Annotated in this window: 21 protein-coding genes; 1 reads left to right on the top strand and 20 read right to left on the bottom strand. The window is 59.0% G+C overall.

Annotated elements, in window-relative coordinates:
• Positions 1-15: 15 nt before the first annotated feature.
• The 20 genes from RTX96_RS19340 to nnr all read right to left on the bottom strand — a co-directional run bounded on the left by RTX96_RS19340 (position 16) and on the right by nnr (position 22364).
• The gene (locus tag RTX96_RS19340; RefSeq protein ID WP_312671829.1) at positions 16-1578 is read right to left on the bottom strand and encodes an ABC transporter substrate-binding protein; all 1563 of its coding nucleotides are present in this window, start codon (positions 1576-1578) and stop codon (positions 16-18) included.
• Positions 1575-2819: a M20 family metallopeptidase gene (locus RTX96_RS19335; RefSeq protein ID WP_312671828.1), complete on the bottom strand. Its 1245-nt coding sequence runs from the start codon at positions 2817-2819 to the stop codon at positions 1575-1577. The genes RTX96_RS19340 and RTX96_RS19335 overlap by 4 nt, the downstream gene beginning before the upstream one ends.
• 60 nt (positions 2820-2879) lie before the next feature.
• Positions 2880-3656 carry an ABC transporter ATP-binding protein gene (locus RTX96_RS19330; RefSeq protein WP_312671827.1) on the bottom strand — a complete coding sequence of 259 codons (777 nt, stop codon included), beginning with the start codon at positions 3654-3656 and terminating at the stop codon, positions 2880-2882.
• On the bottom strand, positions 3656-4426 hold the full coding sequence (locus RTX96_RS19325; RefSeq protein WP_103818634.1) for an ABC transporter permease: 771 nt from the start codon (positions 4424-4426) through the stop codon (positions 3656-3658). Before RTX96_RS19325 ends, RTX96_RS19330 begins: the two co-directional genes overlap by 1 nt.
• Positions 4423-5430 carry a glycine betaine ABC transporter substrate-binding protein gene (locus RTX96_RS19320; RefSeq protein WP_312671826.1) on the bottom strand — a complete coding sequence of 336 codons (1008 nt, stop codon included), beginning with the start codon at positions 5428-5430 and terminating at the stop codon, positions 4423-4425. The genes RTX96_RS19325 and RTX96_RS19320 overlap by 4 nt, the downstream gene beginning before the upstream one ends.
• Before the next feature lie 29 nt (positions 5431-5459).
• A complete protein-coding gene (locus RTX96_RS19315) occupies positions 5460-6161 on the bottom strand; it encodes an amino acid racemase (protein ID WP_312671825.1) in 702 nt (233 codons plus the stop codon).
• Positions 6158-7159 carry a D-cysteine desulfhydrase gene (locus RTX96_RS19310; protein ID WP_312671824.1) on the bottom strand — a complete coding sequence of 334 codons (1002 nt, stop codon included), beginning with the start codon at positions 7157-7159 and terminating at the stop codon, positions 6158-6160. The genes RTX96_RS19315 and RTX96_RS19310 overlap by 4 nt, the downstream gene beginning before the upstream one ends.
• Positions 7160-7321: 162 nt before the next feature.
• Complete coding sequence (gene rnr / locus RTX96_RS19305; protein WP_312671823.1) at positions 7322-9775, bottom strand: ribonuclease R; 2454 nt, start codon at positions 9773-9775, stop codon at positions 7322-7324.
• A gap of 38 nt (positions 9776-9813) precedes the next feature.
• Complete coding sequence (gene nsrR / locus RTX96_RS19300) at positions 9814-10239, bottom strand: nitric oxide-sensing transcriptional repressor NsrR (protein ID WP_103818639.1); 426 nt, start codon at positions 10237-10239, stop codon at positions 9814-9816.
• Positions 10240-10412: 173 nt separating this feature from the next.
• Positions 10413-11711 carry an adenylosuccinate synthase gene (locus RTX96_RS19295; protein WP_103818640.1) on the bottom strand — a complete coding sequence of 433 codons (1299 nt, stop codon included), beginning with the start codon at positions 11709-11711 and terminating at the stop codon, positions 10413-10415.
• Between the two features lie 102 nt (positions 11712-11813).
• A complete protein-coding gene (locus RTX96_RS19290; RefSeq protein ID WP_103818641.1) occupies positions 11814-12011 on the bottom strand; it encodes a DUF2065 family protein in 198 nt (65 codons plus the stop codon).
• A gap of 75 nt (positions 12012-12086) precedes the next feature.
• Positions 12087-13091, bottom strand: a complete 1005-nt coding sequence (gene hflC, locus RTX96_RS19285; RefSeq protein ID WP_103818642.1) for a protease modulator HflC — start codon at positions 13089-13091, stop codon at positions 12087-12089.
• Between the two features lie 2 nt (positions 13092-13093).
• On the bottom strand, positions 13094-14353 hold the full coding sequence (gene hflK / locus RTX96_RS19280) for an FtsH protease activity modulator HflK (protein ID WP_103818643.1): 1260 nt from the start codon (positions 14351-14353) through the stop codon (positions 13094-13096).
• A 66-nt stretch (positions 14354-14419) separates the two neighbouring features.
• On the bottom strand, positions 14420-15700 hold the full coding sequence (hflX, locus tag RTX96_RS19275) for a ribosome rescue GTPase HflX (RefSeq protein WP_103818644.1): 1281 nt from the start codon (positions 15698-15700) through the stop codon (positions 14420-14422).
• A 67-nt stretch (positions 15701-15767) separates the two neighbouring features.
• Entirely contained in the window at positions 15768-16076 is a 309-nt protein-coding gene (hfq, locus tag RTX96_RS19270; RefSeq protein ID WP_042388550.1) for an RNA chaperone Hfq, read from the bottom strand.
• A 96-nt stretch (positions 16077-16172) separates the two neighbouring features.
• Positions 16173-17135 (bottom strand): tRNA (adenosine(37)-N6)-dimethylallyltransferase MiaA, encoded by a 963-nt coding sequence (gene miaA / locus RTX96_RS19265; RefSeq protein WP_103818645.1) that lies wholly within the window; start codon positions 17133-17135, stop codon positions 16173-16175.
• Positions 17128-18999 carry a DNA mismatch repair endonuclease MutL gene (mutL, locus tag RTX96_RS19260; RefSeq protein ID WP_312671822.1) on the bottom strand — a complete coding sequence of 624 codons (1872 nt, stop codon included), beginning with the start codon at positions 18997-18999 and terminating at the stop codon, positions 17128-17130. The genes miaA and mutL overlap by 8 nt, the downstream gene beginning before the upstream one ends.
• A 9-nt stretch (positions 19000-19008) precedes the next feature.
• A complete protein-coding gene (gene amiB / locus RTX96_RS19255) occupies positions 19009-20334 on the bottom strand; it encodes an N-acetylmuramoyl-L-alanine amidase AmiB (RefSeq protein ID WP_312671821.1) in 1326 nt (441 codons plus the stop codon).
• Between the two features lie 43 nt (positions 20335-20377).
• A complete protein-coding gene (tsaE, locus tag RTX96_RS19250) occupies positions 20378-20833 on the bottom strand; it encodes a tRNA (adenosine(37)-N6)-threonylcarbamoyltransferase complex ATPase subunit type 1 TsaE (protein ID WP_312671820.1) in 456 nt (151 codons plus the stop codon).
• The gene (gene nnr / locus RTX96_RS19245) at positions 20826-22364 is read right to left on the bottom strand and encodes a bifunctional ADP-dependent NAD(P)H-hydrate dehydratase/NAD(P)H-hydrate epimerase (protein ID WP_312671819.1); all 1539 of its coding nucleotides are present in this window, start codon (positions 22362-22364) and stop codon (positions 20826-20828) included. The genes tsaE and nnr overlap by 8 nt, the downstream gene beginning before the upstream one ends.
• On the opposite strand from nnr, the gene queG reads away from it, so the two are divergent.
• A complete protein-coding gene (gene queG, locus RTX96_RS19240; RefSeq protein ID WP_312671818.1) occupies positions 22363-23502 on the top strand; it encodes a tRNA epoxyqueuosine(34) reductase QueG in 1140 nt (379 codons plus the stop codon). The two genes, nnr and queG, sit on opposite strands and share 2 nt — an antisense overlap.
• Positions 23503-23823 lie beyond the last annotated feature (321 nt).

Here is a 23823-nt window from a genome sequence, read left to right as displayed (position 1 = left end):
CGGCTGTTACTCCATTCAGGGCTGGCTAACGGTCACGTTCCACAGTACCGGACCGATCAGGTCGTGGTACCCCTTCACGTTTTTCTTGATAGCAACCGGCTCCGGCGTAGTGTGGCCCAGCACAATCACCGGCAGATACTGCCAGCTCAGCACGTTGAGCTTGTCCACCAGCGGCTTCGCCTCTTTTAGCGACGGAGCCTGCTTGATCGCATCCAGCACGCCGTCAATCTCCGGGCTGTTGCTCAGGCCCGGGAATTTGGCCCGCGAGTCGAGGAACGGATACTGGTGCAGCACCTGGCGCATCGAGAACTCCAGCGCGCAGAGATCGAAGTTTTTCGGATCCTGACGGCGCTGCAGTACGGTGGGCCAGTCGTAGACGTCGAGGCGCGACTTAACGCCGATCTGCTTCAGCACCTGTTGGGCGACAATCGCGAGGTTATAGAGCTCGGCATACTCTTTGGTGGCGATAATCACCACCTCCTCACCCTTATAGCCGGAATCCTTCACCAGCTGGCGGGCCTCGTCGAGCTTGTGCTGATTCCAGAACGGCTTGCCCGCTTCGCTGTACCAGTCGACCTGGTTAGGGAAGCCCAGAGAGGGATCCTCTTTAAAGAAGCGCGGATCGCTGTAGCCTGCCAGCAGCGTCTGGTGAACGTCGAGGGCCAGGTTAAACGCCTGGCGCAGCTTAACGTTGGCAAAGGGTCCCTGCTGCTTGTTGAAGAGATAGGTGATCAGCGACCCGCCGCTCTCGGGCTGGGCCAGAGTGAGGTCCGGGGCGCTGCTCAGGGCGTCGATATTGTCCTTCGGCAGGTTGAAGACGATGTCGTACTCGCCGGTCATTGCCCCCGCCAGCCGCGTTGACTCATCGGTAATGTAGCGGAACCAGATATCCTTCACGTTGGCCTGCTTCTGCCCGGAGAGGCCGCTGGCCGGCTCACTGCGGGCGCTATAGCCGTCGTACCGGGTCAGATGCAGGTACTCGCCCTGCTTAAACTCTGCCAGCTTATACGGCCCGGTACCGATTAGCTCGCTCACCGGTTTTTTGCTGCTATTCGCTTCATCAATCAGGCGTTTAGGCATGATCGCCGCAATGTTCTTCACGTCGGCCAGTACGTTAAGCGTAATCAGCGACGGCTCGGGAAGGACGAGCCGCACGGTCTTATCGTCGACCTTGCTGAAGACCGCACCGGGGAGGTTGGCTTTCCCCTGGGTAGAGACCGCCAGCCAGCGGCTCATGGAGGCGACCACGTCATCCGCCGTCAGCGGCTGCCCGTCATGGAAACGGACGCCGTCGCGCAGCACAAAGGTGTAGCTCTTGCGATCGTCGCTCAGGGTATACGATGCCACCAGGTCCGGCACCGGCTCAAACTTATCGTTGATGGTGAACAGCTCTTCAAAGATGTGGCGATCCACATCCGAGGTAGCGTTGTTGGTGGTTAAGTAAGGATCCAGCGTACCGGGCCGATTGCCATAGGCGATATTCAGCGTGGCGTTGCGGTTCACGGCTTCAGCCTGTGCACTTCCCCAGGGTAAAGAGGCCGCCAGCAACAGTGCGGCGGCAGAGAACATCATTTTCATTCAGCGGCGGCTCCGGTCAGGGTTCTGTCGGCGTGTGGGCTGGCTTTGCGCCCGGCAAATTCGTCTTTCGCCTCCTGCAGCAGCGCAGGCTCGGTCAGCAAACGCAGGCCCGCGTTCGCCAGCACCAGCGCGCCGGTCACCAGCGCCTCATAGCCCTGCTCAGAGTTAGCGGCTTCGCGGAAGGCGACGGTGTGACCAATCAGATCGTCAGGACCAATCTTGATCGACGGATGCGCGGTCGGTACGGCGTGGCTGATATCGCCCACGTCGGTGGAGCCTTTGCCCTCTTTCTGACGCAGATCGACCTGTTCACCCACGGCGGTAAACTCTTCGAGGAAGAGGTTGTTCAGCGTATGGTTAATATTGAAGTCGCGCGGGCCAACCTGGTGCTCGATTCTTACCGTGGTGCCGGTGGCGATGGCGACGCCCTCTGCAATGGCGCGCAGGCGCGGCTCCAGGGCCTCCACCGCCTCGCGTGTTTCCGCCCGAATGTAGTAGTGCGCGGAGGCGTACTCCGGGATCACGTTCGGGGCCTGGCCGCCGTTGGTGATAATGCCGTGCACGCGTACGCCGTCCGGCAGTTGCTGACGCAGCACGCTGATGCCGTTATAGAGCAGCACCAGCGCATCCAGGGCGTTAACCCCTTTGTGCGGCGAGCTGCCCGCATGGGAGGGCTTGCCGTAGAAGTGGAAATAGAGGTGGTTGTTGGCTAAGAACGGCCCGGTTAGCTGGGTTTTGCCGCCGGGATGCACCATCATCGCCGCGTCAACGTCCTTCAGAAAGCCGTGCTCAACGAAGCGGGCCTTGACGTTGCCGTTTGGCCCACCCTTGCCGCGCAGGCCGCCCTCTTCGGCAGGGGTGCCCAGCACCACCACCTTGCCGCCGGTCTGGTCGAGGGTCTCGCTCAGGGCGATCGCCGCGGCGATGCTGGTCACGCCAATGATGTTATGTCCGCAGGCGTGACCGATATCGATCAGGGCATCATACTCGGCCAGGTAGGCGATGGTCGGGCCCGGTTTACCGCTCTCTTTCACCGCATAGAAAGCCGTTTCGTGTCCGGCCACGTTCGAGGTAACCTCGAAGCCGTTTTTAGCCAGCAGCGCCGTCAGCAGGCCGTTGGCGTAGTACTCGTTATTCCCGGTCTCCGGATGGGCATGAATATCTTTCGAGATCGCAATATATTCGTCGCGGTGTTGGTGAATACTCTGTTCCAGCCGGGCTTTTAATTCGCTAATGCTCATTGCTTCCACCTTGTGTTGATGACAGTCGATTCATTCCCGACACCGGGAACCACGGATCCACTAAAAATGGCGCTTTGCCTCCTGGCGAACGCGATGCAGAACGTGCTGCTTGATTTCGCCATACAGCGGGTGCGCCGCCAGGTTTTCGATATCACGCTCACGGCCAAACGGCAGGGTCACCTCTTCGACGATTTTTCCCGGTTTTGCTGACATGATCAGAATACGATCGGCGAGGAACAGCGCCTCCTCCACGTCGTGAGTGACGAAGAGCAGCGTGGTCTCGGTTGCCAGCCAGGCGTTGCGCAGCAGCTCCTGCATCATCAGGCGCGTCTGGGCATCAAGCGCACCAAACGGCTCGTCAAGCAGCAGCACCTCTGGGCCAGGCAGCCAGGCGCGGGCCAGCGCCACGCGCTGCTTCATGCCGCCGGAAAGCTGCCAGGGAGCGTGATTCTCGAAGCCTCTCAGCCCGACGCGCGCCAGCCACTCCCGCGCCTGGGCGTTAACCTCGTTGCGGTTATGCTTGCCAAGGCGCGGACCAAAGGTGACGTTATCCAGCACCGACAGCCACGGAAACAGGTTCGGCTGCTGGAAGATCATTCCCCGCGACGGGCCGGGCTGGCGCACCGGCTCTCCGCCGCACAGCACGCGCCCGCTGTCGGGCTGGTTAAAGCCCGCCACCAGGTTGAGGATGGTGGATTTGCCGCAGCCCGACGGCCCCAGCAGTACCACAAACTCACCCTTATCCAGGGCAAGCGAAATATCTTCCAGCACGGTAAAAGGGTGCGGTTTTGCCGCAAACTGGAGAGAGACGTTCTCCAGCGCAATCTGTACAGCCATTATTCTTTCCCCGCCCAGGGCACAAACAGGCGTTGCAGGCCTAAAAGAAGGAGATCCAGTAGATAACCAATCCCACCGAGCAGCAGAATGCCCAGCATCACAATGTCGGTGCGCAGGTAGGAGCTGGCGTTGATTACCATCCAGCCCAGGCCCGAGCTGGCAGCCACCATCTCCGCCGCGATAAGCGAGGTCCAGCCAATGCCTATCGACAGCCTGACGGTAGTGAACAGATCGGGCAGCGCGTCCGGCAGCACCACGCGCAGAAAGATCTGCCCTTTCGTCGCGCCCAGCGTCTGGGCGACGCGGATGCGTGATCGGCCGATACGCTCCACCGCCGCGCTGGCTCCCACCACCACGCTCAGGAAGGTAGCGATGAAGATCAGGAAGAACTTCGACGCTTCGCCGATGCCCAGCCATACTACCGCCAGCGGGATCAGAGCAATCTTCGGCAGCGGGCGCAGAAATTGGACGAAGGGGTTCAGCACCGCCGACAGGCCGTTGGAGAGGCCCATCAGCAGCCCGAGCGGGATACCCACCACAATCGCCACCGCGAAGGCGCTCAGCGCTCTGGCCAGGCTCACCATCACATGCTCCCAGAGCGGCACCTGGCGGTAGCCGTCTGCCAGCAGCTCTTCCGTGGTTAAACCGATATCGGTTAACGACGGCAGCAGAAGCGGATCCACCCACTGCCGGGTGGCCGCCACCTGCCAAATCACAAAAAAGATCGCCACCGATGCAACGCTGATGGCGATGTGCTGACTCAATCTCATTGCGTAGCTACCGCCGCTTTACGAATGTATTCGGAGTTGATGGCCTGATCCCAGTTAGCGGGAATATCACGCTTGCGGATCTCACCGATGCCGGCGAGGAAGCTGGAGGTTTTGCTCAGCGCCTTGCCGATCCCGCTGTCGGTGGTCTGGGTGCCGTTGCCCAGCCAGGCGGCGGTACCCTGCTCGGCCAGGGTCGGGTACTCCAGGCCGCCGAGGGTGTTAGCCGCGGTCATTACCGGGGCGCCCACCTCTTTTGCCACAATGGCTGCCGCGCGTTCAGGATCCTTCTTGAACTCGTCGACCTTCTCCTGATGCACGCGCAGGAAGGCGCTGACGGTATCCGGATACTGCTCGGCGAAGGCTTTACGCACCACGTAGTTGTTGTAGATCAGGTAGCCATCTTTCTGCAGATCCTTGGTGGCAAAGACCTGGTGGCCGCCGGAGGACTCCAGCTCCTGGGCAAACGGGGCCCAGACATAGCCTGCATCAATATCGCCCCGCTTCCACGCGGCGACCATCTCAGCCGGGCGCAGCGGCAGCAGGGTAATTTTGCTGCGGTCGAGTTTATTGACGCTAATCGCCGCCTCCAGCGCGTACTGCGCGGTAGAGTTTGGCGGATAGGCCACGCGTTTCCCTTCGATATCCTTAATGTTAGTAATGCCCTCTTTACCAATTAGGCGCTCGTAGCTGGCAATCACGCCGGAGACGCCAATAATCTCTACCGGTAATTTACGCACTACGCCTGCGGTGGCCGGACTGGATCCAAAATTAGCAATATCGATGGCGTTGCTGGCGAAATAGCTCAGCGCATCCGCACCGGAGGCAAATTGCACCCACTTCACTTTGCTGTTTAACGCTTTATCCAGCGAGCCGTCGGCTTTCGCCAGCATTAATACCTGTGAACCGCCGCTGTAGGCGACACGCACTTCTTCCGGTGAGGCAGCCCAGGTCATATTTGTCCACAAGCTACCCGCTGCCAGTAATAAGCAGAGACTTTTTTTCATTTTATTTTTCCTGTTAAAGAGTGAAGAGATTAACGATATTCCTGCCAGAGGGCCGAACATCGCTCCGCCAGCGCCTGGGCAGGATCGATGGCGTGGACAAGAAAGGGGGAGTCGATGGCGTCCAGCGCCACCGGGACTTCGGTGCAGGCAAGGATCAGCGTTTCCGCGCCCCGCTCAACCAGCGCCTGGGCCTGCAAAGAGAGCAGCTCGCCCCCCTCGCGCAGCGCGCCGCGCTTGACCGCGTAGCAGCCGGGAACAAACCAGCTCTCCAGCTCCTGCTCGGTGGGCAGTACCGACGTAACGTTAAGGCGCTCCAGACCCTGCTGAAACCAGCCCGCCGCCAGCGTGCCGTGGGTCGCGATAACCCCGACACGCGTTGGCGCACGTTCGGCAATACGCGCAAGCGTCGCCTCAACGATGTGCAGGATCGGCGCATCGCTGGCGCGGCTCAGGGCGTCATACCAGTGGTGAGCCGTGTTGCAGGGGATGGCAATATGGCTCGCTCCGGCAGCGTTGAGCTTTTCGATACCGTTCAGCAGCTGCGGCAGCGGCGACGGGCCAAGCCCGGCCAACGCCTTCTGCCGATCGGCAATCTGCGGGACGTTCCAGGCGACAACCGGGATCTGCTGCTGATCGCGGGCCGCAGGCGTCGCGGTCAGCAGCTTCGCCATAAAATCGACTGTCGCCAGCGGCCCCATGCCGCCGAGAACGCCTAACAAAAACGGTTTCATCCTTCCAGCACCTGGCGATAGCCAAACAGCCCGGCGGCGCCGCCGGTGTGGATAAACACCACGTTCTCATCCTTGCGGAAGTGACCTTTGCGGATCAGATCCACCAGCCCGGCAAAGCCTTTACCGGAGTAAACCGGATCCAGCAGGATACCTTCGTGGCGCGCCAGCAGACGCAGCGCCTCCAGCATGCCTTCGGTCGGCAGGCCATAGCCTTCGCCGACGTAGTCGCTGTTAGCGACCACGGCCTCACGCGCCAGCTCGCCCGGCACGCCCAGCAGCTCAAGGGTGCGGGAGGCCAGATTCCAGACGTTCTCCTCCTGCTTCACCTTTGGCGCACGTACGCTGATGCCCAGCACCGGAACGTGGCTGTGGGTAGCGTGGAAGCCCGCGATCAGTCCGGCCTGGGTGCCGGTGCTGCCGGTGGCGTGGACCACGTGATCGATACGCAGACGCAGCTGGGAAGATTGGTAGAGAAGCTCTTCGGCGCAGGCAACGTAGCCCAGCGCGCCGATGGGGTTAGAGCCGCCGCCGGGGATAACGTAAGGGCGATGGCCCTTCTCGCGCAGCTCGCTGGCGTAGATATCCATCGCCTGCTGCATGTCGGTACCGCCCGGCAGATGAGCAACGATCTCGCCGCCGAGCAGCTCATCCAGCAGCACGTTGCCGGAGCGCTGATAATCTTCGCCAAAGTCGGTGACGCGCTTCTCCAGCAGCACTTTGGCCGGCAGGCCGAGCTTCGCCGCCCCGGCGATGGTCTGGCGCACATGGTTAGACTGGGTAGCGCCCTGGGTAATGATGACGTCAGCCCCCTGCTGCTGCGCATCGGCCAGCAGGAATTCAAGCTTTCGGGTCTTATTTCCGCCGGTCGCAAGGCCGGTTGCATCGTCGCGCTTAATCCATATTTTCGGCCCGCCCAGCAAGGCTGAGAGATTTTCTAAAGGTTCAAGCGGCGTCGGGAAATGGCCCAGAGAAAGGCGGGGAAAACGTGCCAGATGCATAATAGCTCCTTGCGAATTAACGCATCAGATATTTAACAATTATGCAGCTACTATACACAGGCGGGCTTTTGGGCTAAGGACAAATAAAAAATATCGATTGCCGGAAATTAGCTAACGACAGAAATAAAAAATCCCCTTTACGAATAAAGGGGATTTATAAGATTACTCAGCGGTTCTCTTTTTTGCCGCGCGCTTTGCTTTGGTCGCAGCGGCAATTTTTTGCGTCTTCGCCGATGGCGCTTTCTCTTTCTTCACCTTCGGCTGTGCGCTGTCTGCGCCTTTTCTTTTACCTTTGCCCTTCTCCCGGCGAAATTCGCTGTCCGGCTCAAAGTTACCTTTTTTACCGACCTGGCGACGGCGGCCGCTGGGTTTACCCGGCGCGCCTTTTTTAGCCCGCTCGCGTTCGGTCTTGCCGACGTTGCGCGGGGCACGCTCGCTGGAGATGAGCGTAAAGTCGATCTTGCGATCGTCCATGTTCACCGCTTCGACACGCACTTCAACGCGATCGCCCAGCCGATAGGTCTGGCCGCTGGATTCGCCAATCAGACGCTGACCGACCTGGTCGAAACGGTAGTAGTCGTTATCCAGCGAGGAGACGTGAACCAGGCCGTCAATAAACAGCTCGTTCAGGCGCACAAAGAAGCCAAAGCCGGTGACGCTGGCGATGACGCCCTGGAAGTTGCTACCCACGTGATCCTGCATGAAGTCGCACTTCAGCCAGTCGGCAACGTCGCGTGTCGCTTCGTCGGCGCGGCGTTCGGCCATCGAACAGTGCTGGCCCAGCTGCAGGACCGCCTCCATCGGATAGTGCCAGCCGCCCGACGGCGTGCTGTTACCCTTAAGCCCCTGCTCTTTCGCAACGAGATATTTGATGGCCCGGTGCAGAGAGAGATCCGGGTAGCGACGGATCGGCGAGGTAAAGTGGGCGTACGACTGCAGCGCGAGGCCGAAGTGGCCCCGGTTCTCCGGATCGTAGATCGCCTGCTTCATGGAGCGCAGCAGCATGGTCTGCAGCATCTCATGGTCAGGACGATCGACGATGGACTCCAGCAGCGCGGCGTAGTCCCGCGGCTCCGGCTTGTTGCCGCCGGGCAGCTCCAGACCCAGCTCGGCCAATACCGAGCGGAATGAGGTAATAGCCTCGGTGGTCGGACGGTCGTGAATACGGAACAGCGCGGGCTCTTCTGCCTTCTCGACAAAGCGGGCGGCGGAGATGTTAGCGAGGATCATGCACTCTTCAATCAGCTTGTGAGCGTCGTTACGCTCGGTCAGCTCGATGCGCTCAATGCGGCGCTCGGCGTTGAAGATAAACTTCGCCTCTTCGCTCTCAAAGGAGATACCGCCGCGCTCTTCCCGCGCCTGGTTTAGCGTTTTGTAGAGGGTATGCAACTCTTCGATATGTTTTACCAGCGGCGCATACTGTTCACGCAGCTCTTGATCGCCCTCCAGCATATGCCACACCTTGGTATAGGTCAGGCGTGCGTGGGAGCTCATCACCGCTTCGTAGAATTTGTAGCCGGTTAAGCGCCCTTTCGCCGAGATAGTCATCTCGCAGACCATACAGAGGCGGTCAACCTGCGGGTTGAGGGAGCAGAGGCCGTTGGAGAGCACTTCCGGCAGCATCGGTACCACCTGCGACGGGAAGTAGACCGAGGTGCCACGGCTGCGCGCTTCGTCATCCAGGGCGGTGCCCGGACGAACGTAGTAGCTTACGTCGGCAATGGCTACCCACAGACGCCAGCCGCCGCCGCGTTTTTTCTCGCAGTAGACCGCATCGTCAAAGTCACGGGCGTCTTCGCCATCGATAGTGACCAGCGGCAGGTTACGCAGATCGACACGCCCGGCTTTCGCCTCCTCCGGCACCTGCTCTTTCAGGCTGCTCACCTCATGCTCAACGGCAGGCGGCCAGACGTAGGGGATCTCATGGGTACGCAGGGCCATATCGACCGCCATGCTCGTGCCCATATTATCGCCAAGTACCTCAACGATTTTACCGATGGCTTTGGTGCGTCGGGTCGGGCGCTGGGTGAGTTCAACCACCACCACGAAGCCCATCCGCGCGCCCATAATCTCTTCCGGCGGAATAAGAATATCGAAGCTCATGCGGCTGTCGTCCGGCACCACAAAGCCCACGCCTGCGTCGGTAAAGTAGCGCCCGACAATCTGGCCGGTTTTTGGCACCAGCACGCGCACGATGCGCGCTTCGCGACGCCCTTTACGATCGGAGCCGAGCGGCTGGGCCAGCACCTGATCGCCGTGAATGCAGGTTTTCATCTGCTCGCTGGAGAGATAGAGGTCGTCTTTGCGGCCTTCAACGCGCAGGAAGCCGTAGCCGTCGCGGTGGCCAATGACGACGCCTTTAAGCAGGTCGAGACGCTCCGGCAGGGCATAGCACTGGCGGCGGGTAAAGACCAGCTGCCCGTCGCGCTCCATCGCGCGCAGGCGGCGTCGCAGCCCTTCCAGCTGCTCTTCACCCTCAATATTGAGTTCCTGCGCCAGTTCTTCGCGATTAGCCGGTTTTTCGCGTTTTGATAAATGATCGAGAATGAACTCGCGGCTGGGAATTGGGTTCGCGTACTTCTCAGCTTCGCGCTCCTGGAAAGGATCTTGTGACATAGCGGTTCCTCCGTTGTCAGCTCTGGCAGAGCGTTCTCTTACTCCACCAGTAATAATTTATACAGCGGTTGATTCTCTTCAACCAAATCGGCCAGCGTGTAGTGATCAAGTTCCATCAGAAAACTGTTCACGGCCTTGGAGAGTGCCTGCTTCAGGCGGCAGGCGGGAGTAATGTGGCAAAATGCGCTGCTGCAGTTCACTAGCGCAAGCGGTTCCAGCTCGCGCACGACGTCACCAATGCGGATGGTATTAGCAGGCCTGCCCAGGCGAATACCGCCGTTTTTCCCTCGGACAGCCGCGACGTAGCCCGCCCGGCTGAGCTGGTTGATTATTTTGACCATGTGGTTGCGGGAGACCCCGTACACTGCCGTTACTTCAGAGATATTGGTCATTCGCCCTTCCGGTAGCGACGCCATATAGATCAGGGCACGCAATCCGTAATCGGTGAAACTCGTTAACTGCACATCAACCTCAGGATAAAGGGAAAAACGCGGGATACCAGTTGGTATTAACACTATTGATGATAAACCAGCCAGAGAGTAAGCAGCTAATTTATTTGAATAGAAGAAGTGAAAAGAGGGCAAGTAGGCCCGGCAAGCAGAGTGCCGCCGGGCAGTATTACGGTACTACACTGATATTACGCGTCAAACGGATCGCGCAGGATCATGGTTTCGGTGCGGTCAGGGCCGGTAGAGATAATATCAATCGGCACTTCGGTCAGCTCTTCGATACGCTTGATGTAGTCCAGCGCCGCCTGCGGCAGACCGCTGCGCTCTTTCACGCCGAAGGTGGTTTCAGACCAGCCCGGCATGGTTTCGTAGATCGGCTCGATACCTTCCCAGTCATCAGCAGCCAGCGGCGTGGTAGTCACTTCGCGGCCGTCCGGCAGACGGTAAGCTACGCAGATCTTCACCTCTTTCAGGCCGTCCAGCACGTCCAGCTTGGTCAGGCAGAAGCCGGACAGGGAGTTGATCTGCACCGCACGACGTACGGCAACCGCATCCAGCCAGCCGGTACGACGACGACGACCGGTGGTCGCGCCAAACTCGTTACCCTGCTTGCAGAGGAACTCGCCGGTTTCATCGAACAGCTCAGTCGGGAACGGGCCCGCGCCTACACGAGTAGAGTAGGCTTTGATGATCCCCAGCACGTAGTCCACGTAACGCGGACCCAGGCCGGAGCCGGTCGCCACGCCACCGGCGGTGGTGTTGGAGGAGGTCACATACGGATAGGTACCGTGGTCGATATCCAGCAGCGTACCCTGCGCACCTTCGAACATGACGAAATCGCCACGCTTGCGCGCCTGGTCCAGCAGATCGGAAACGTCCACCACCATGCCGGTCAGGATGTCGGCAACCGCCATCACATCGTCCAGCACTTTCTGGTAGTCAACGGCGTCGGCCTTGTAGAAGTTCACCAGCTGGAAGTTGTGATATTCCATCACTTCCTTCAGCTTAGTAGCAAAGGTCTCTTTGTCGAACAGATCGCCAACGCGCAGGCCGCGACGGGCCACTTTATCTTCATAAGCCGGGCCGATACCACGGCCGGTGGTGCCGATCGCTTTCGCGCCGCGCGCTTTTTCACGCGCTACGTCCAGCGCCACGTGATAGTCGAGGATCAGCGGGCAAGCTTCGGAGAGCAGCAGACGTTCGCGTACCGGAATACCACGCTCTTCCAGGCCTTTCATCTCTTTCATCAGCGCAGCAGGAGAGAGCACCACACCGTTACCGATGATGCTGGTCACATTGTCACGCAGAATGCCTGATGGAATAAGATGGAGGACGGTTTTTTCACCGTTGATTACGAGAGTGTGGCCTGCATTGTGACCGCCCTGATAGCGAACCACATATTTAGCACGTTCAGTAAGGAGATCGACGATCTTACCTTTGCCTTCGTCACCCCATTGGGTGCCCAGTACGACGACGTTGTTACCCATTTTTCAAAATCACCGTTTGCTTAAAAAAGGATTCTACCATCGCTTTTTCTGATAATCAGCACTTTTTGTCGGCAAATTTCGGCCAATCTGCATGCTATTTCTCTAGCCAATCGTTTTCCTCAACATATAGTAGATCACGACCCCGGCAACCACTAATCCCCCGCCAAAACGGCGCAAAATGGTATCCGGCAGCAGCGCAAGAGAGGCGATCATACGTCGCCACAGGCGCGGATAGAGCATGGGACCCAGCCCTTCCAGCACCAAAACTAATGCCAGCGCCAGCCAAATGGTGGAGTTCATTATGCTTCCTTCAAAAGAAAACCACCGTCTCCTGAGGATGACGGTGGTTTGAGTAAAGTATTAATTGCTGCGAACTTAGCGTGTGGCCGTTCCCGGCGTCTTCATGTAGCGGAAGAAGTCGCTGTCCGGGCTGAGCACCATCACATCCTGATTGCTCTGGAAGCTGCTCTCATAGGCGCGCAGGCTACGGATAAAGGCGTAGAAGTCCGGATCTTGGCTAAATGCGTCGGCAAACAGCTTAGCCGCTTCCGCATCGCCCTCACCACGAAGGATGCGCCCTTCACGCTCGGCTTCCGCCAGCGTTTTCGTCACTTCGTAATCGGACGTTGCACGCAGTTTTTCTGCGGCTTCCTGGCCCTGTGAACGGTGACGACGGGCAACCGCCTCACGCTCGGCGCGCATACGGTTGTAGATCGCTTCAGAGACTTCGCTCGGCAGGTTGATCTGCTTGATCCGCACATCCACCACTTCGATACCCAGCGCGGCCATACTGTTCGGGTTCACGACCGGCACCTTGCCGTTCGTCTCCGCCGTGACGCGCTTGGCCGCTTTAGCGATTTCATCATCCGCCGCAGGCGTTGCCACTTCATCTTCCGTGCCAGCAGAGCCGGAGTTCAGCGCATCGCGGACTTCCAGGGTCAGACGACCACGGGAGTCGGTGACGATGTCTTTCACGTCGAGACGGCCGATTTCAGAACGCAGACGGTCAGAGAACTTACGTTTCAGCAGCACTTCGGCCTGGGAGACGTCACCGCCGCCGGTTGCCAGGTAGTAGCGGCTGAAGTCGCTGATGCGCCACTTGATATAGGAGTCAACGATCAGGTCTTTCTTCTCTTTGGTCACAAAGCGATCGGCCTGGTTGTCCATTGTCTGGATACGCGCATCCAGGGTTTTGACGGTCTCAATAAACGGCAGCTTAAAGTGCAGGCCTGGCGTGAAGACCAGCGGTTTGTTCTCGTCGTCACGCAGCACTTTGCCGAAGCGCAGCGTAATACCGCGCTCGCCCTCTTTCACCACAAAAATTGAGGTGTAGAGTACTACCAGCACGATGATAATTATCGCAATTACAGACTTACGCATCGTTATTCCCCCTGACGCTGGTAGTCGTTACGCTGTGCGTTAGCACGGCGTTGGTCCATGATGTCACCCTGGCCAGCAGACGGTGCGTTACTGGTGCTGTTGGTGGTGCTTGACGCAGGCGGCAGGCGCAGCAGGTTATTCGCCCCGCTGGTATCGCTCTTTGCCGCAGGCGCGCCGCCTTTCAGCATCTGATCTAACGGCAGAACCATCAGGTTGCCGCCCTTATCGTTAACCAGCACCTTACGGGTGTGGCTCAGCACTTTTTCCATCGTTTCGATATAGAGACGCTCGCGGGTAATTTCCGGGGCCGCTTTATACTCCGGCAGGAGCTTGGCAAAGCGCGCCACTTCACCCTGCGCTTCCAGGATAGTCTGGGTACGGTAAGCACGCGCCTCCTCAAGGATACGCTGCGCCTGGCCGTTAGCACGCGGCTGAACTTCGTTAGCGTAGGCTTCTGCTTCACGAATGGACTGCTGCTCGTTCTCACGGGCGGCAATGGCATCGTCAAACGCGGCCTGTACCGCTTCCGGCGGACGGGCAGCCTGGAAGTTGACGTCCAGCAGGGTAATACCCATGTTGTAAGGACGGATCGTCTCTTCCAGCTCGCGCTGGGTATCGCTACGAATAACGGTACGGCCTTCGGTCAGAATACGGTCCATCGTGTATTTACCGATCACGCCGCGCAGGGCGCTGTCGGTAGCCTGACGCAGACTGTCGTCGGCGCTGGTCACGCTAAACAGGTAGCGCTCAGGATCGGTGACGCGGTACTGGACGTTCATCTCAACGCGCACCACGTTCTCGTCGGAGGTCAGCATCACACCGGAGGCCGCCAGTTCACGAACGGACTCCACGTTGACCGCTGTAACGCTATCAATAAAGGTCGGTTTCCAGTTCAGGCCTGGCTCCACCAGATGGCTAAATTTGCCAAAACGGGTTACGACGCCGCGCTCCGCCTCTTTAATGGTGTAGAAACCGCTGGCTGCCCAGATAATGACTACCGCTGCCGCCACGATGGTGACAATGCGGCCACCCATGCGGCTGCGCGGGCCGGGAGCGGCACCGCCGCCGCCCGATCCGGTTCCCTTTCCACCGCCAAAGCCGCCCAGTTTCTTGCTCAGCTTGCGGAAGATATCATCTAAATCAGGAGGCCCCTGATCGCGACCGCCTTTATTTCCATTTCCCCCAGAGTTGCCGCCTTGATTATTGCTGCTTCCCCACGGGTCGCGGTCTTGTCCGTTATTACCGGGCTGGTTCCACGCCATGTATGTGCTCCATATTTGTTATTCGTTATCCCCTGGAGGGGAAATGTCTTCAGGCCAGCCGCCAGGTCAGACTACGTAGTCAACCAATGCAGGTTCTTGTTTACAGAGGCGACGCCACTCAACGATCGGCAAACGAACTTGCAGACCCAGGCTGCCATCCTCCTCCGTCCACTCTTTTTCTATCGCCTGAAGCTGATAAAATCGGCTTCTTAGCCGCCCCTCCTGCGGAGGCAGATGCAGCGTATGCTGGGCTACCTCCCCGGAGAGACGCTCGGTTAGCGCCTGAAATAACAGTGGTACACCCACCCCGGTTTGCGCTGACAGCCAAACCCGGATCGGTCTGTTTTCATCGTCCCTGTCGATACGCGGCTCGAACTCGTCCAGCATATCGATCTTGTTCATGACCAGCAGGGTCGGGATCTCGTGCGCGTCAATCTCTTCGAGAACGGTATTCACCGCCTCAATGTTTTCCTGGACGCGGAGATCGGCGGCGTCAATCACGTGCAGCAGCAGCGTGGCCTGGCGCGTCTCCTGCAGGGTCGCCTTAAAGGCAGCAACCAGATCGTGCGGCAGATGGCGGATAAACCCTACCGTATCTGCCAGCACCGTCTCGCCAACGTCAGCGACGTCAATACGGCGCAGGGTCGGATCCAAGGTGGCAAACAGCTGGTCCGCAGCGTAGACCTGCGCTTCGGTGATCTGGTTAAACAGCGTCGATTTACCGGCGTTGGTGTAGCCTACCAGCGATACCGTGGGGATATCCGCTTTCGCGCGCGACCGACGCCCCTGCTCGCGCTGTTTGCTAACGCGCTCAAGGCGCGAGAGGATCAGAGTGATACGGTTACGCAGTAAACGACGGTCGGTTTCGAGCTGGGTTTCACCCGGACCACGCAAACCAATCCCGCCCTTCTGACGCTCAAGGTGGGTCCAGCCGCGCACCAGTCGCGTGGCCAGATGGCGCAGCTGCGCCAGCTCAACCTGCAGTTTCCCCTCGTGGGTACGTGCACGTTGCGCAAAAATGTCTAAAATCAGACCGGTGCGATCGATAACACGACACTCGCACAGTCTCTCCAGGTTGCGTTCCTGGGCTGGGGTTAGGGCATGATCAAAGAGCACGACCGATGCACCCGATGCTTTTACGGCGTCCGCTATTTCAACTGCCTTACCTTCACCAACAAAATATTTTGGGTGCGGTGCTTTACGGCTACCGGTAATCACCTGCATTGCGTCGACGCCAGCTGAAGAGACCAGGGATTCAAACTCCTGGAGATCTTCCATATCTTTGTCTTGCGAAAAATAGATGTGTACCAGCACCGCCTGCTCACCGGCATCATAACGGTCAAACAAGCGTAAACCCTCTTAGAATACCAGCGGGGAACACCTGGCTCCCCGACATGGAAAACAGCAAAAAACCTTATTCGGTCTCTTCGCTGTCCTGTTGTGATGCAGAAGAACCCTGCGCGTTGCTGCTATGGTGATAGTTACTGGTGCCGCCACCGGTGTTGTTGCTGTGATGAGAAACCGGACGCGACGGGACAACAGTAGAAATTGCGTGCTTATAGACCATCTGGCTGACCGTGTTTTTCAACAGGATCACGAACTGATCGAAAGACTCAATTTGACCTTGCAGCTTAATACCATTCACCAAATAAATAGAAACCGGAACGCGTTCCCGACGCAGCGCGTTCAGAAACGGGTCTTGTAAAGATTGCCCCTTAGCCATTCTATCTTTTCCTTATATGCTTGTTTTGTACTTTGAACCCGAAGGCCCTGAAAACTGCGTAAAATTTTGCGCACGATCCGATGTAATTGTACACATTCAGTCTGCGTTAGCACCAATAACCTGTAATACTTCATTTCGCGCCTGTTCCGGCTTTTCACTGTCTAACCAGTGAACGCCCTCCCAACCGCGAAGCCAGGTTATCTGGCGTTTCGCTAACTGTCTCGTCGCGCAAACACCTCGATAAACCATTTCCTCATATGAGATCTCGCCTTCAAGGTATGACCACATCTGGCGGTATCCCACACAACGAACGGAAGGCATGTCCGTATGCAAATCTCCACGAGCAAAAAGCGCCCGCACTTCTGCTTCAAAACCTGAAGCCAACATCTGATGAAAACGCTGCTCAATTCGTTGATGGAGCAGTTCACGGCTCGCCGGGGCGATGGCGAACTGATGCACCTGATACGGCAGAGCTTCTCCTGACGTTTGCGTCAGTTCCGTTAAAGTTTTACCCGAAATGAAAAAAACTTCCAGTGCCCGGGAAAGCCTTTGCGGGTCGTTCGGATGAATTCGTGCACTCGCTAGCGGATCTACCTCTGCCAGCCGCTTGTGCAGCGCTTCCCACCCCTGCTCTGCCGCCATCTGTTCAATTTTAGCTCTTACTGCGGGATCCGCGGAGGGCAATGGCGATAAGCCCTCCAACAGCGCCTTAAAGTAGAGCATGGTTCCCCCCACCAGCAGGGGGATCCGGCCTGCGGCGGTAATCTCCGCCATCTCGGCCAGCGCGTCGCGGCGAAAATCAGCCGCGGAGTAAGCCTGCGCCGGATCGAGAATATCCAGTAACCGATGGGGCGCCGCCGCCTGCTCCTGCGCGTCCGGCTTCGCCGTACCAATATCCATCCCCTGATAGATAAGGGCAGAATCGACGCTAATCAACTCTACTGGCAAAACTTTACGCAGCGCGATGGCCAGCGCCGTCTTCCCGGAGGCGGTTGGCCCCATTAAAAAAATTGCCTTAGGCAGGCTCGCCTTAGCTATATCAGTACTTACGTCAGTCATCTTTCAGGGCTTTCATCGCCGGGGTGATATCAACACATTGTAACAAACCGCCCGGCGGCGCGTTTACCAGATGCGGGCAAAGCCGCTCAACGTCAGCTAACAGCGCCACGGCCTGGGCGATATTCCACTGGGGACGTTCGCTGGCCAGCCGGCGGGCAATCCACTGGGCGCTCTCTGCTACGCTGAAGGTCGTCTGCTGCGCCAGGTAGCCTATCAGTTCAGGAATCAAGATTTGTAAATTTTGTTGCCGTAAGGGTAAAGGCACTGCGCGAATGGTCACATGATGCGCATCTGACTGAAACTCAATGCCCATTTCACTCAGCATAGTGGCCGCCCGCGTCAACACGGCCCGCTCTTCAGTCGAGACTTTCAGCCGCACCGGGATCAGCAGCGGCTGGCTGCACGGCGTGCCCTCCACCGGTACCAGCTGCGCCTGCTTAAGCCAGCGTTCGGCCACCGCAAGCGACAGGAGACAGAGCTGGCCTTCGCGGTCCAGCAGGGCACAGTCGTCATTGACGATGGTCAGCACCCGGCCAAAGCTCTGGCTACGGGCGGTGGGCAGCGGCGCTGCGGCTTTTGGCGCAGCGGGCGCGGGCGTGGCCTCCGGCGTCTCCAGCAGCTTGCGGTAGAGCGCCCCCTGCTGCTTTTGATACCCCGGCTGGGCGTTCGGCCAGCCTGCCCCGCCCGCGCTGCTCGACGCGCCTCCGCCGTGGCTGCGCGGCGCGGTGCCAGGCTCGGCGGAGCGCGGCGCGGCGGGCTCACGCGCCACCGGCGGCTGCGCAAACTGGTTTTTACCGGCGGCGACGCGGTTCTCCGGCACCTGGCGCGGTGCGGGTTCGTCCGCCAGCGCCAGCGGCGCAGCGAGCTGCTGCTGCAATACTCTGGCTACGCCCTGGTAGATAAAGTCATGCACCAGCCGTGACTGGTGGAAGCGCACCTCGTGCTTGGCGGGATGAACGTTAACGTCAACCTGATGCGGATCGATCTCCAGATAGAGCACAAACGCGGGCTGCTGGTCCGCCCCCAGCTTGTCTTCACAGGCCTGGCGGATAGCATGGTTGATCAGTCGGTCGCGCATCATGCGGCCGTTAACATAGCTGTACTGGATCTCAGCCAGCGCCGCCGTAGTGGCTTGCGGATCGGCGACCCAGCCGCGCATGGCTAAATCGCCGTGCTGCCACTCAATCGCCAGCGCCTGCTCCATAAACGGCAGGCCGCAGATCGCCCCCAGACGGCGTTCACGTTGCCCACCCGGCGGTACGGCCCGGTACTGGCGCACCATCTTACCGTTGTGGTTCAGGGTGATCGTGACGTCGAAGCGCGCCAGCGCGATGCGGCGGATCACCTCATCGATATGGCCGAATTCGGTCTTTTCAGTGCGCATAAACTTGCGGCGCGCAGGGGTGTTATAGAAGAGATCGAGCACTTCAAGCGTCGTGCCAGGCGGATGAGCGGCGGGCTTCACCGTCACCGCCATCTCCCGCCCTTCGGCATAGGCCTGCCAGGCCTCAGGCTGGTCGGCGGTGCGGGAGGTTAGCGTCAGCCGGGATACCGAGCTGATACTGGCCAGCGCCTCGCCGCGAAAGCCCAGGCTGACAATGGCTTCCAGATCGTCCAGCGAGGCGATCTTGCTGGTGGCATGACGCGCGAGGGCCAATGCCAGCTCATCTTTACCGATGCCGCTGCCGTTATCCCGGATGCGGATCAGCTTCGCCCCGCCGCGCTCAATGTCGATATCAATGCGGGTCGCGCCCGCATCAAGGCTGTTTTCAACCAGCTCTTTCACCACCGACGCAGGGCGCTCCACCACTTCGCCAGCGGCGATCTGGTTCGCTAGCTGCGGCGGCAAGACCTGAATCGGCATGAAATCTCCTTAGTTAATAAAACTGCTCCCCGGCGAGCCGGCGCTGGCGGTCTGGGCGGCCCCGCCCTGCGGCGCTGACTGCATTGGATGCGCCTCGAAGTAGCTCTTCAGCCCGTTATAAATGGCTTCCGCCAGCTGCTGCTGATAGTCGTCGCTGTCCAGCAGGCGCTCTTCGCTGCGGTTGCTGATAAACCCGGTCTCCACCAGCACCGACGGGATATCCGGCGAACGCAGCACGCCAAGGCTGGCGTGCTCCGGGCGGCGCTTATGCAGTGAACCGATGCGCGACAGCTGGCTGAGCATATTGGTCGCTACATCATACCCGACGCGCTGGGAATGGCCGAACTGCAAATCGAGAACCGCCTGGCTTAGGTAGGGATCGGACTGGCTGTTCGCCAGCACGTCACCCGCTCCGCCCAGCAGCTCAGACTGCTTCTCATGCTGCTCCAGCCAGCTCGCCATCTCGCTGTTAGCCCGGCGGTTAGAGAGCACCCACACCGAGGCGCCGGTGGCGTCACGGTTTGGCGCGGCGTCGGCGTGGATAGAGACAAGGAAATTGGCGTTTTGTTTCCGCGCCACGTCCGAGCGGCCCATCACCGAGATAAAGTAGTCGCCGTCACGGGTCAGCACCCCCTTAAACATCGGGTCGCTGTTCAACAGCTTGCGCAGCTTGCGCGCTACGGAGAGAGTAATGTTTTTCTCACGCGTGCCGCCGGGGCCGATAGCGCCCGGATCCTGACCGCCGTGCCCGGCATCAATGGCAATAATCACCTTGTCGCCCGATGCGGTGCTGGCACGCATGGCCGGACGCGTCACGGTATTGCTGCTGGTGACGCTGGTCACCCGGTCATTTTCGTTCTTAAACGGGTTACGGGCAGGCTCTGCTGGCCGCGGCGCGACAACCGGGGTTTCGACGCGTTTCGCTACAACCGGCGGCGGCGGTGGCGGCGCATCGGCATCAATAGTAAACACCACCGTATAGTTGGCGCCGTTCTGCTGTTTTACCGCCCGGGCTTTGCCGTTTTCGGTGAGATCGACCACCAGCCGCAGCGACTGGTTATCTTTCGGCGTCCCGGAACGAATGGTTTTTACCAGATTGTTGCCGCTGAACTGCAGCGGCAGGCCCTGAATCACGCCGGTCTGTTTGATATCCAGCGCCACGCTGCGTTTGCCCTCCTGGGTAAACGCATACTCCGGATCGCCCATAAAACTCAGCGTGATACGGGCCTGGTCATCGCCATTGGAGACCTGAATATCCGACAGACTTGCGGCGGTGGCCTGCGCGCTTAGCGCGACCAGCGCGGCCAGGGCCCAGCATTTTACGCGACTGATCATCCCGTCATCCTGTAGTTACAAATATGTAGTTACAAATGCATAGTTACAAACGCGTCAGTAAAGACTCACCCGCAGAGGAGACGGCCGCAATGCGCGCCTCTCGCCCCTGGGCCTGGTATTCTAAATGGATTTCGATATCCGGATCGGGCAGCACGCCCGAACCCTGCTGCGGCCACTCGACGAGGCAGATGGCATCGTTGGCAAAATAGTCACGAATGCCCATAAATTCCAGCTCTTCAGGATCGGCAAGGCGATAGAGATCAAAGTGGTACACCATCAGCTTATCGAGGGTATAGGGTTCAACCAGCGTATAGGTTGGACTTTTTACGTTCCCCTGGTGGCCCAGCGCCTGCAGGAAGCCCCGGCTCAGTGTTGTTTTACCCGCGCCTAAATCACCGTACAGGTAGATGACGGTTGTGCCGTTACAGGCCTGCGCGACGCGCTCGCCCAGCGTTAAGGTTGCCTGCTCGTCGGGCAGAGGGATCACTCGATTAATCATGGTCTACGTCAATCACATCCGGGTTAATAACACGCATCAGCGCGGAAAAAAGATCGGTTGCCAGCATCCCGCGGGTGCCGTAACGCGCCGCACGGTAGTCAGCTGCCGCACCGTGCGCCACACAGCCCACGCAGGCGGCCTCATACAGAGAGAACTTCTGCCCCAGCATGGCACCAATAATGCCAGAGAGCACATCTCCCATCCCTCCGCTGCCCATCCCGGCGTTGCCGGCATCCACGATGCCGATGTCATCGTCGGCGCTGGCGACGATAGTACCTGAGCCTTTCAGTACGACCACGCCACCATAACGTTTTACCAGACGCTGAGCAGAAAGTAAGCGATCGCTTTCAATTTCTGCCACGCTACAGTTAAGCAGACGTGCAGCTTCACCAGGGTGCGGAGTGATAACGCGATTGTGACGTTTATCGGGATTGATTGCCAGAAGGTTCAGCGCGTCTGCATCCCACAGCATGGGTTTACGAAAATTCTCAATTTTTTGCAGCGCCTTTTTGCCCCACGGCTGCTGGCCGAGGCCGGGACCGATCACCACCACGTCCGCCCACGCAAGGCTCTCTTCCAATAGCTTTTCCGTGAGCTCGTGCACCATCAGCTCGGGACGGGCGGCGATCAGCGGGGCGATATTCTCAACGCGCGTCAGCACGCGTACCAGCCCAGCGCCTGAACGCAGCGCCGCTTCGCCGGTCATGCGGATAGCCCCGGCGGTACCGTGATCGCCGCCGACAATCACCAGCCGCCCGTTATCACCTTTATGGGATGTGGGACGACGCGGCGGCAGCCACTGCGCAAGCTGTGATGCCTCCAGGCGGTGGATCGCCGTCTCCTGTGCCGCCAGCCACCCCTCCAGCCCCAGCGCGTTATGGTGAAGCGTGCCGGTGACGTCCCGGGCTTTGCCGGTAAGCAGGCCAGGCTTGAGGGCGATAAAGGTCACCGTATGCGTGGCATTGATTACCGCACCAGGCGTCGCGCCGGTCTGGGCATTCAGCCCGGAGGGGATATCCAGAGCGATAACCGGCGCGGCATGCGCATTGGCATGCGCAATAAGGCTCGCGGCTGGCTCACGCGGGGCGTCGGTCAGGCCGGTGCCCAGCAGGCCATCGATAATCAGATCGATCTCCTCAGGCCAGGCGCTGTCCGCAGCATGGATCTCCCCAGCGGCGTCCAGCCAGCCGTTACGCGCCTGTTCGGCCTCCTCCGGCAGCGGCTTATCGCTCTCCAGCGCGAGAAGCGTCACCTCAATGCCCGCCGCCTTCGCCAGCCGCGCCACCACGTAGCCGTCGCCACCGTTATTACCGTGGCCGCAGAGGATCAGCCAGCGGCGAGACTGGGGATACGCCGCGCGCGCTACGCTAAACGCCGCCTCCCCGGCGCGCTGCATCAGCTCAAACAGCGTAATACCCAGGCTATCCGCCGCCTCTTTTTCAGCCTCGCGCAGCGCCTGCGCAGGCCACACAGAGTGTGGTATAGTGGTACGGTTTTTATTCAGTCTACTTTTCAACGTATGGTCCGTCATGTCACAGCCCCTCGATCTCAATCAGCTAGCGCAAAACATTAAGCAGTGGGGCACCGAACTGGGGTTTCAACAGGTCGGCATTACCGATACCGATCTCAGCGCCAGTGAACCCAAACTCCAGGCATGGCTGGATAAGCAGTATCATGGCGAAATGGCATGGATGGCGCGTCACGGCATGATGCGCGCCCGGCCGCATGAGCTGTTACCCGGCACGCTGCGGGTGATTAGCGTGCGCATGAACTACCTGCCAGCCAATGCCGCCTTTGCCAGCACGCTAAAAAATCCTGCGCTCGGTTACGTTAGCCGTTACGCGCTGGGCCGTGACTACCACAAGCTCCTGCGCAATCGCCTCAAAAAACTGGGTGAAACTATCCAGCAGCACTGCGTTTCGCTGAATTTTAGACCCTTTGTCGACTCCGCGCCGCTGCTTGAGCGCCCGCTGGCAGAAAAAGCGGGCCTGGGGTGGACAGGTAAGCACTCACTTATCCTCAACCGCGAGGCGGGCTCATTCTTTTTCCTCGGCGAGCTGCTGATTGACCTCCCCTTACCGGTCGACAAACCGGTCGAGGAGAACTGCGGGAAGTGCGTCGCCTGCATGACGATCTGTCCGACCGGGGCCATTGTTGAGCCCTATACCGTTGATGCCCGACGCTGCATCTCCTACCTGACGATTGAGCTGGAGGGATCGATTCCTCCCGAGTTCCGGCCGCTGATTGGCAACCGCATCTACGGCTGCGATGACTGCCAGCTGATCTGCCCGTGGAACCGCTTTTCGCAGCTCACTGACGAAGAGGATTTTAGCCCGCGTAAGGCGCTGCACGCCCCGGAGCTGATCGCGCTGTTTGGCTGGAGCGAGGCGCATTTCCTGAAGGTCACGGAGGGGTCGGCCATTCGCCGTATCGGTCATCTACGCTGGCTACGAAACGTTGCGGTAGCGCTGGGTAACGCGCCCTGGGACGAGGCCAATATCCAGGCCCTTGAGCAACGCCGAGGTGAGCACCCACTTCTTGATGAGCACATAGAGTGGGCGATTGCGCAGCAGATTGAGAAGCGTAACGCCTGCGTGGTGGAGGTACAGCTCCCGCAGAAGTTAAGGCTGGTCAGGGTGATCGAAAAGGGGCTACCGTGGGACGCCTAAGCTTTCCACAGGGTGTGCATAAAAATAAAAATCTATTGCGATTCAATACGGAAAAATTCGTCAAGCGATCGCATTAACATTTTGAAATAAAGTTTTATCTATAAAATTCATATAGTTATAAATATATTATTTACATTGTTAACATTTAAGCGCAGGGGGAGATAGCGGTAGCCTTGTGGATAACTCTGTTTACAAGAATATGACAACATCGAAATAAAACGATGCCAGCAGGCGTTTGCGCTGTGGATAATTAATTCAGAAGAGAAAATTTGGAGCGGGAAACGAGACTCGAACTCGCGACCCCGACCTTGGCAAGGTCGT

It is taken from the genome of Pseudescherichia sp. (genome assembly GCF_032052675.1).
Taxonomy (GTDB): Bacteria; Pseudomonadota; Gammaproteobacteria; order Enterobacterales; family Enterobacteriaceae; genus Pseudescherichia.
This window is presented reverse-complemented; position numbering and strand designations above follow the sequence as displayed.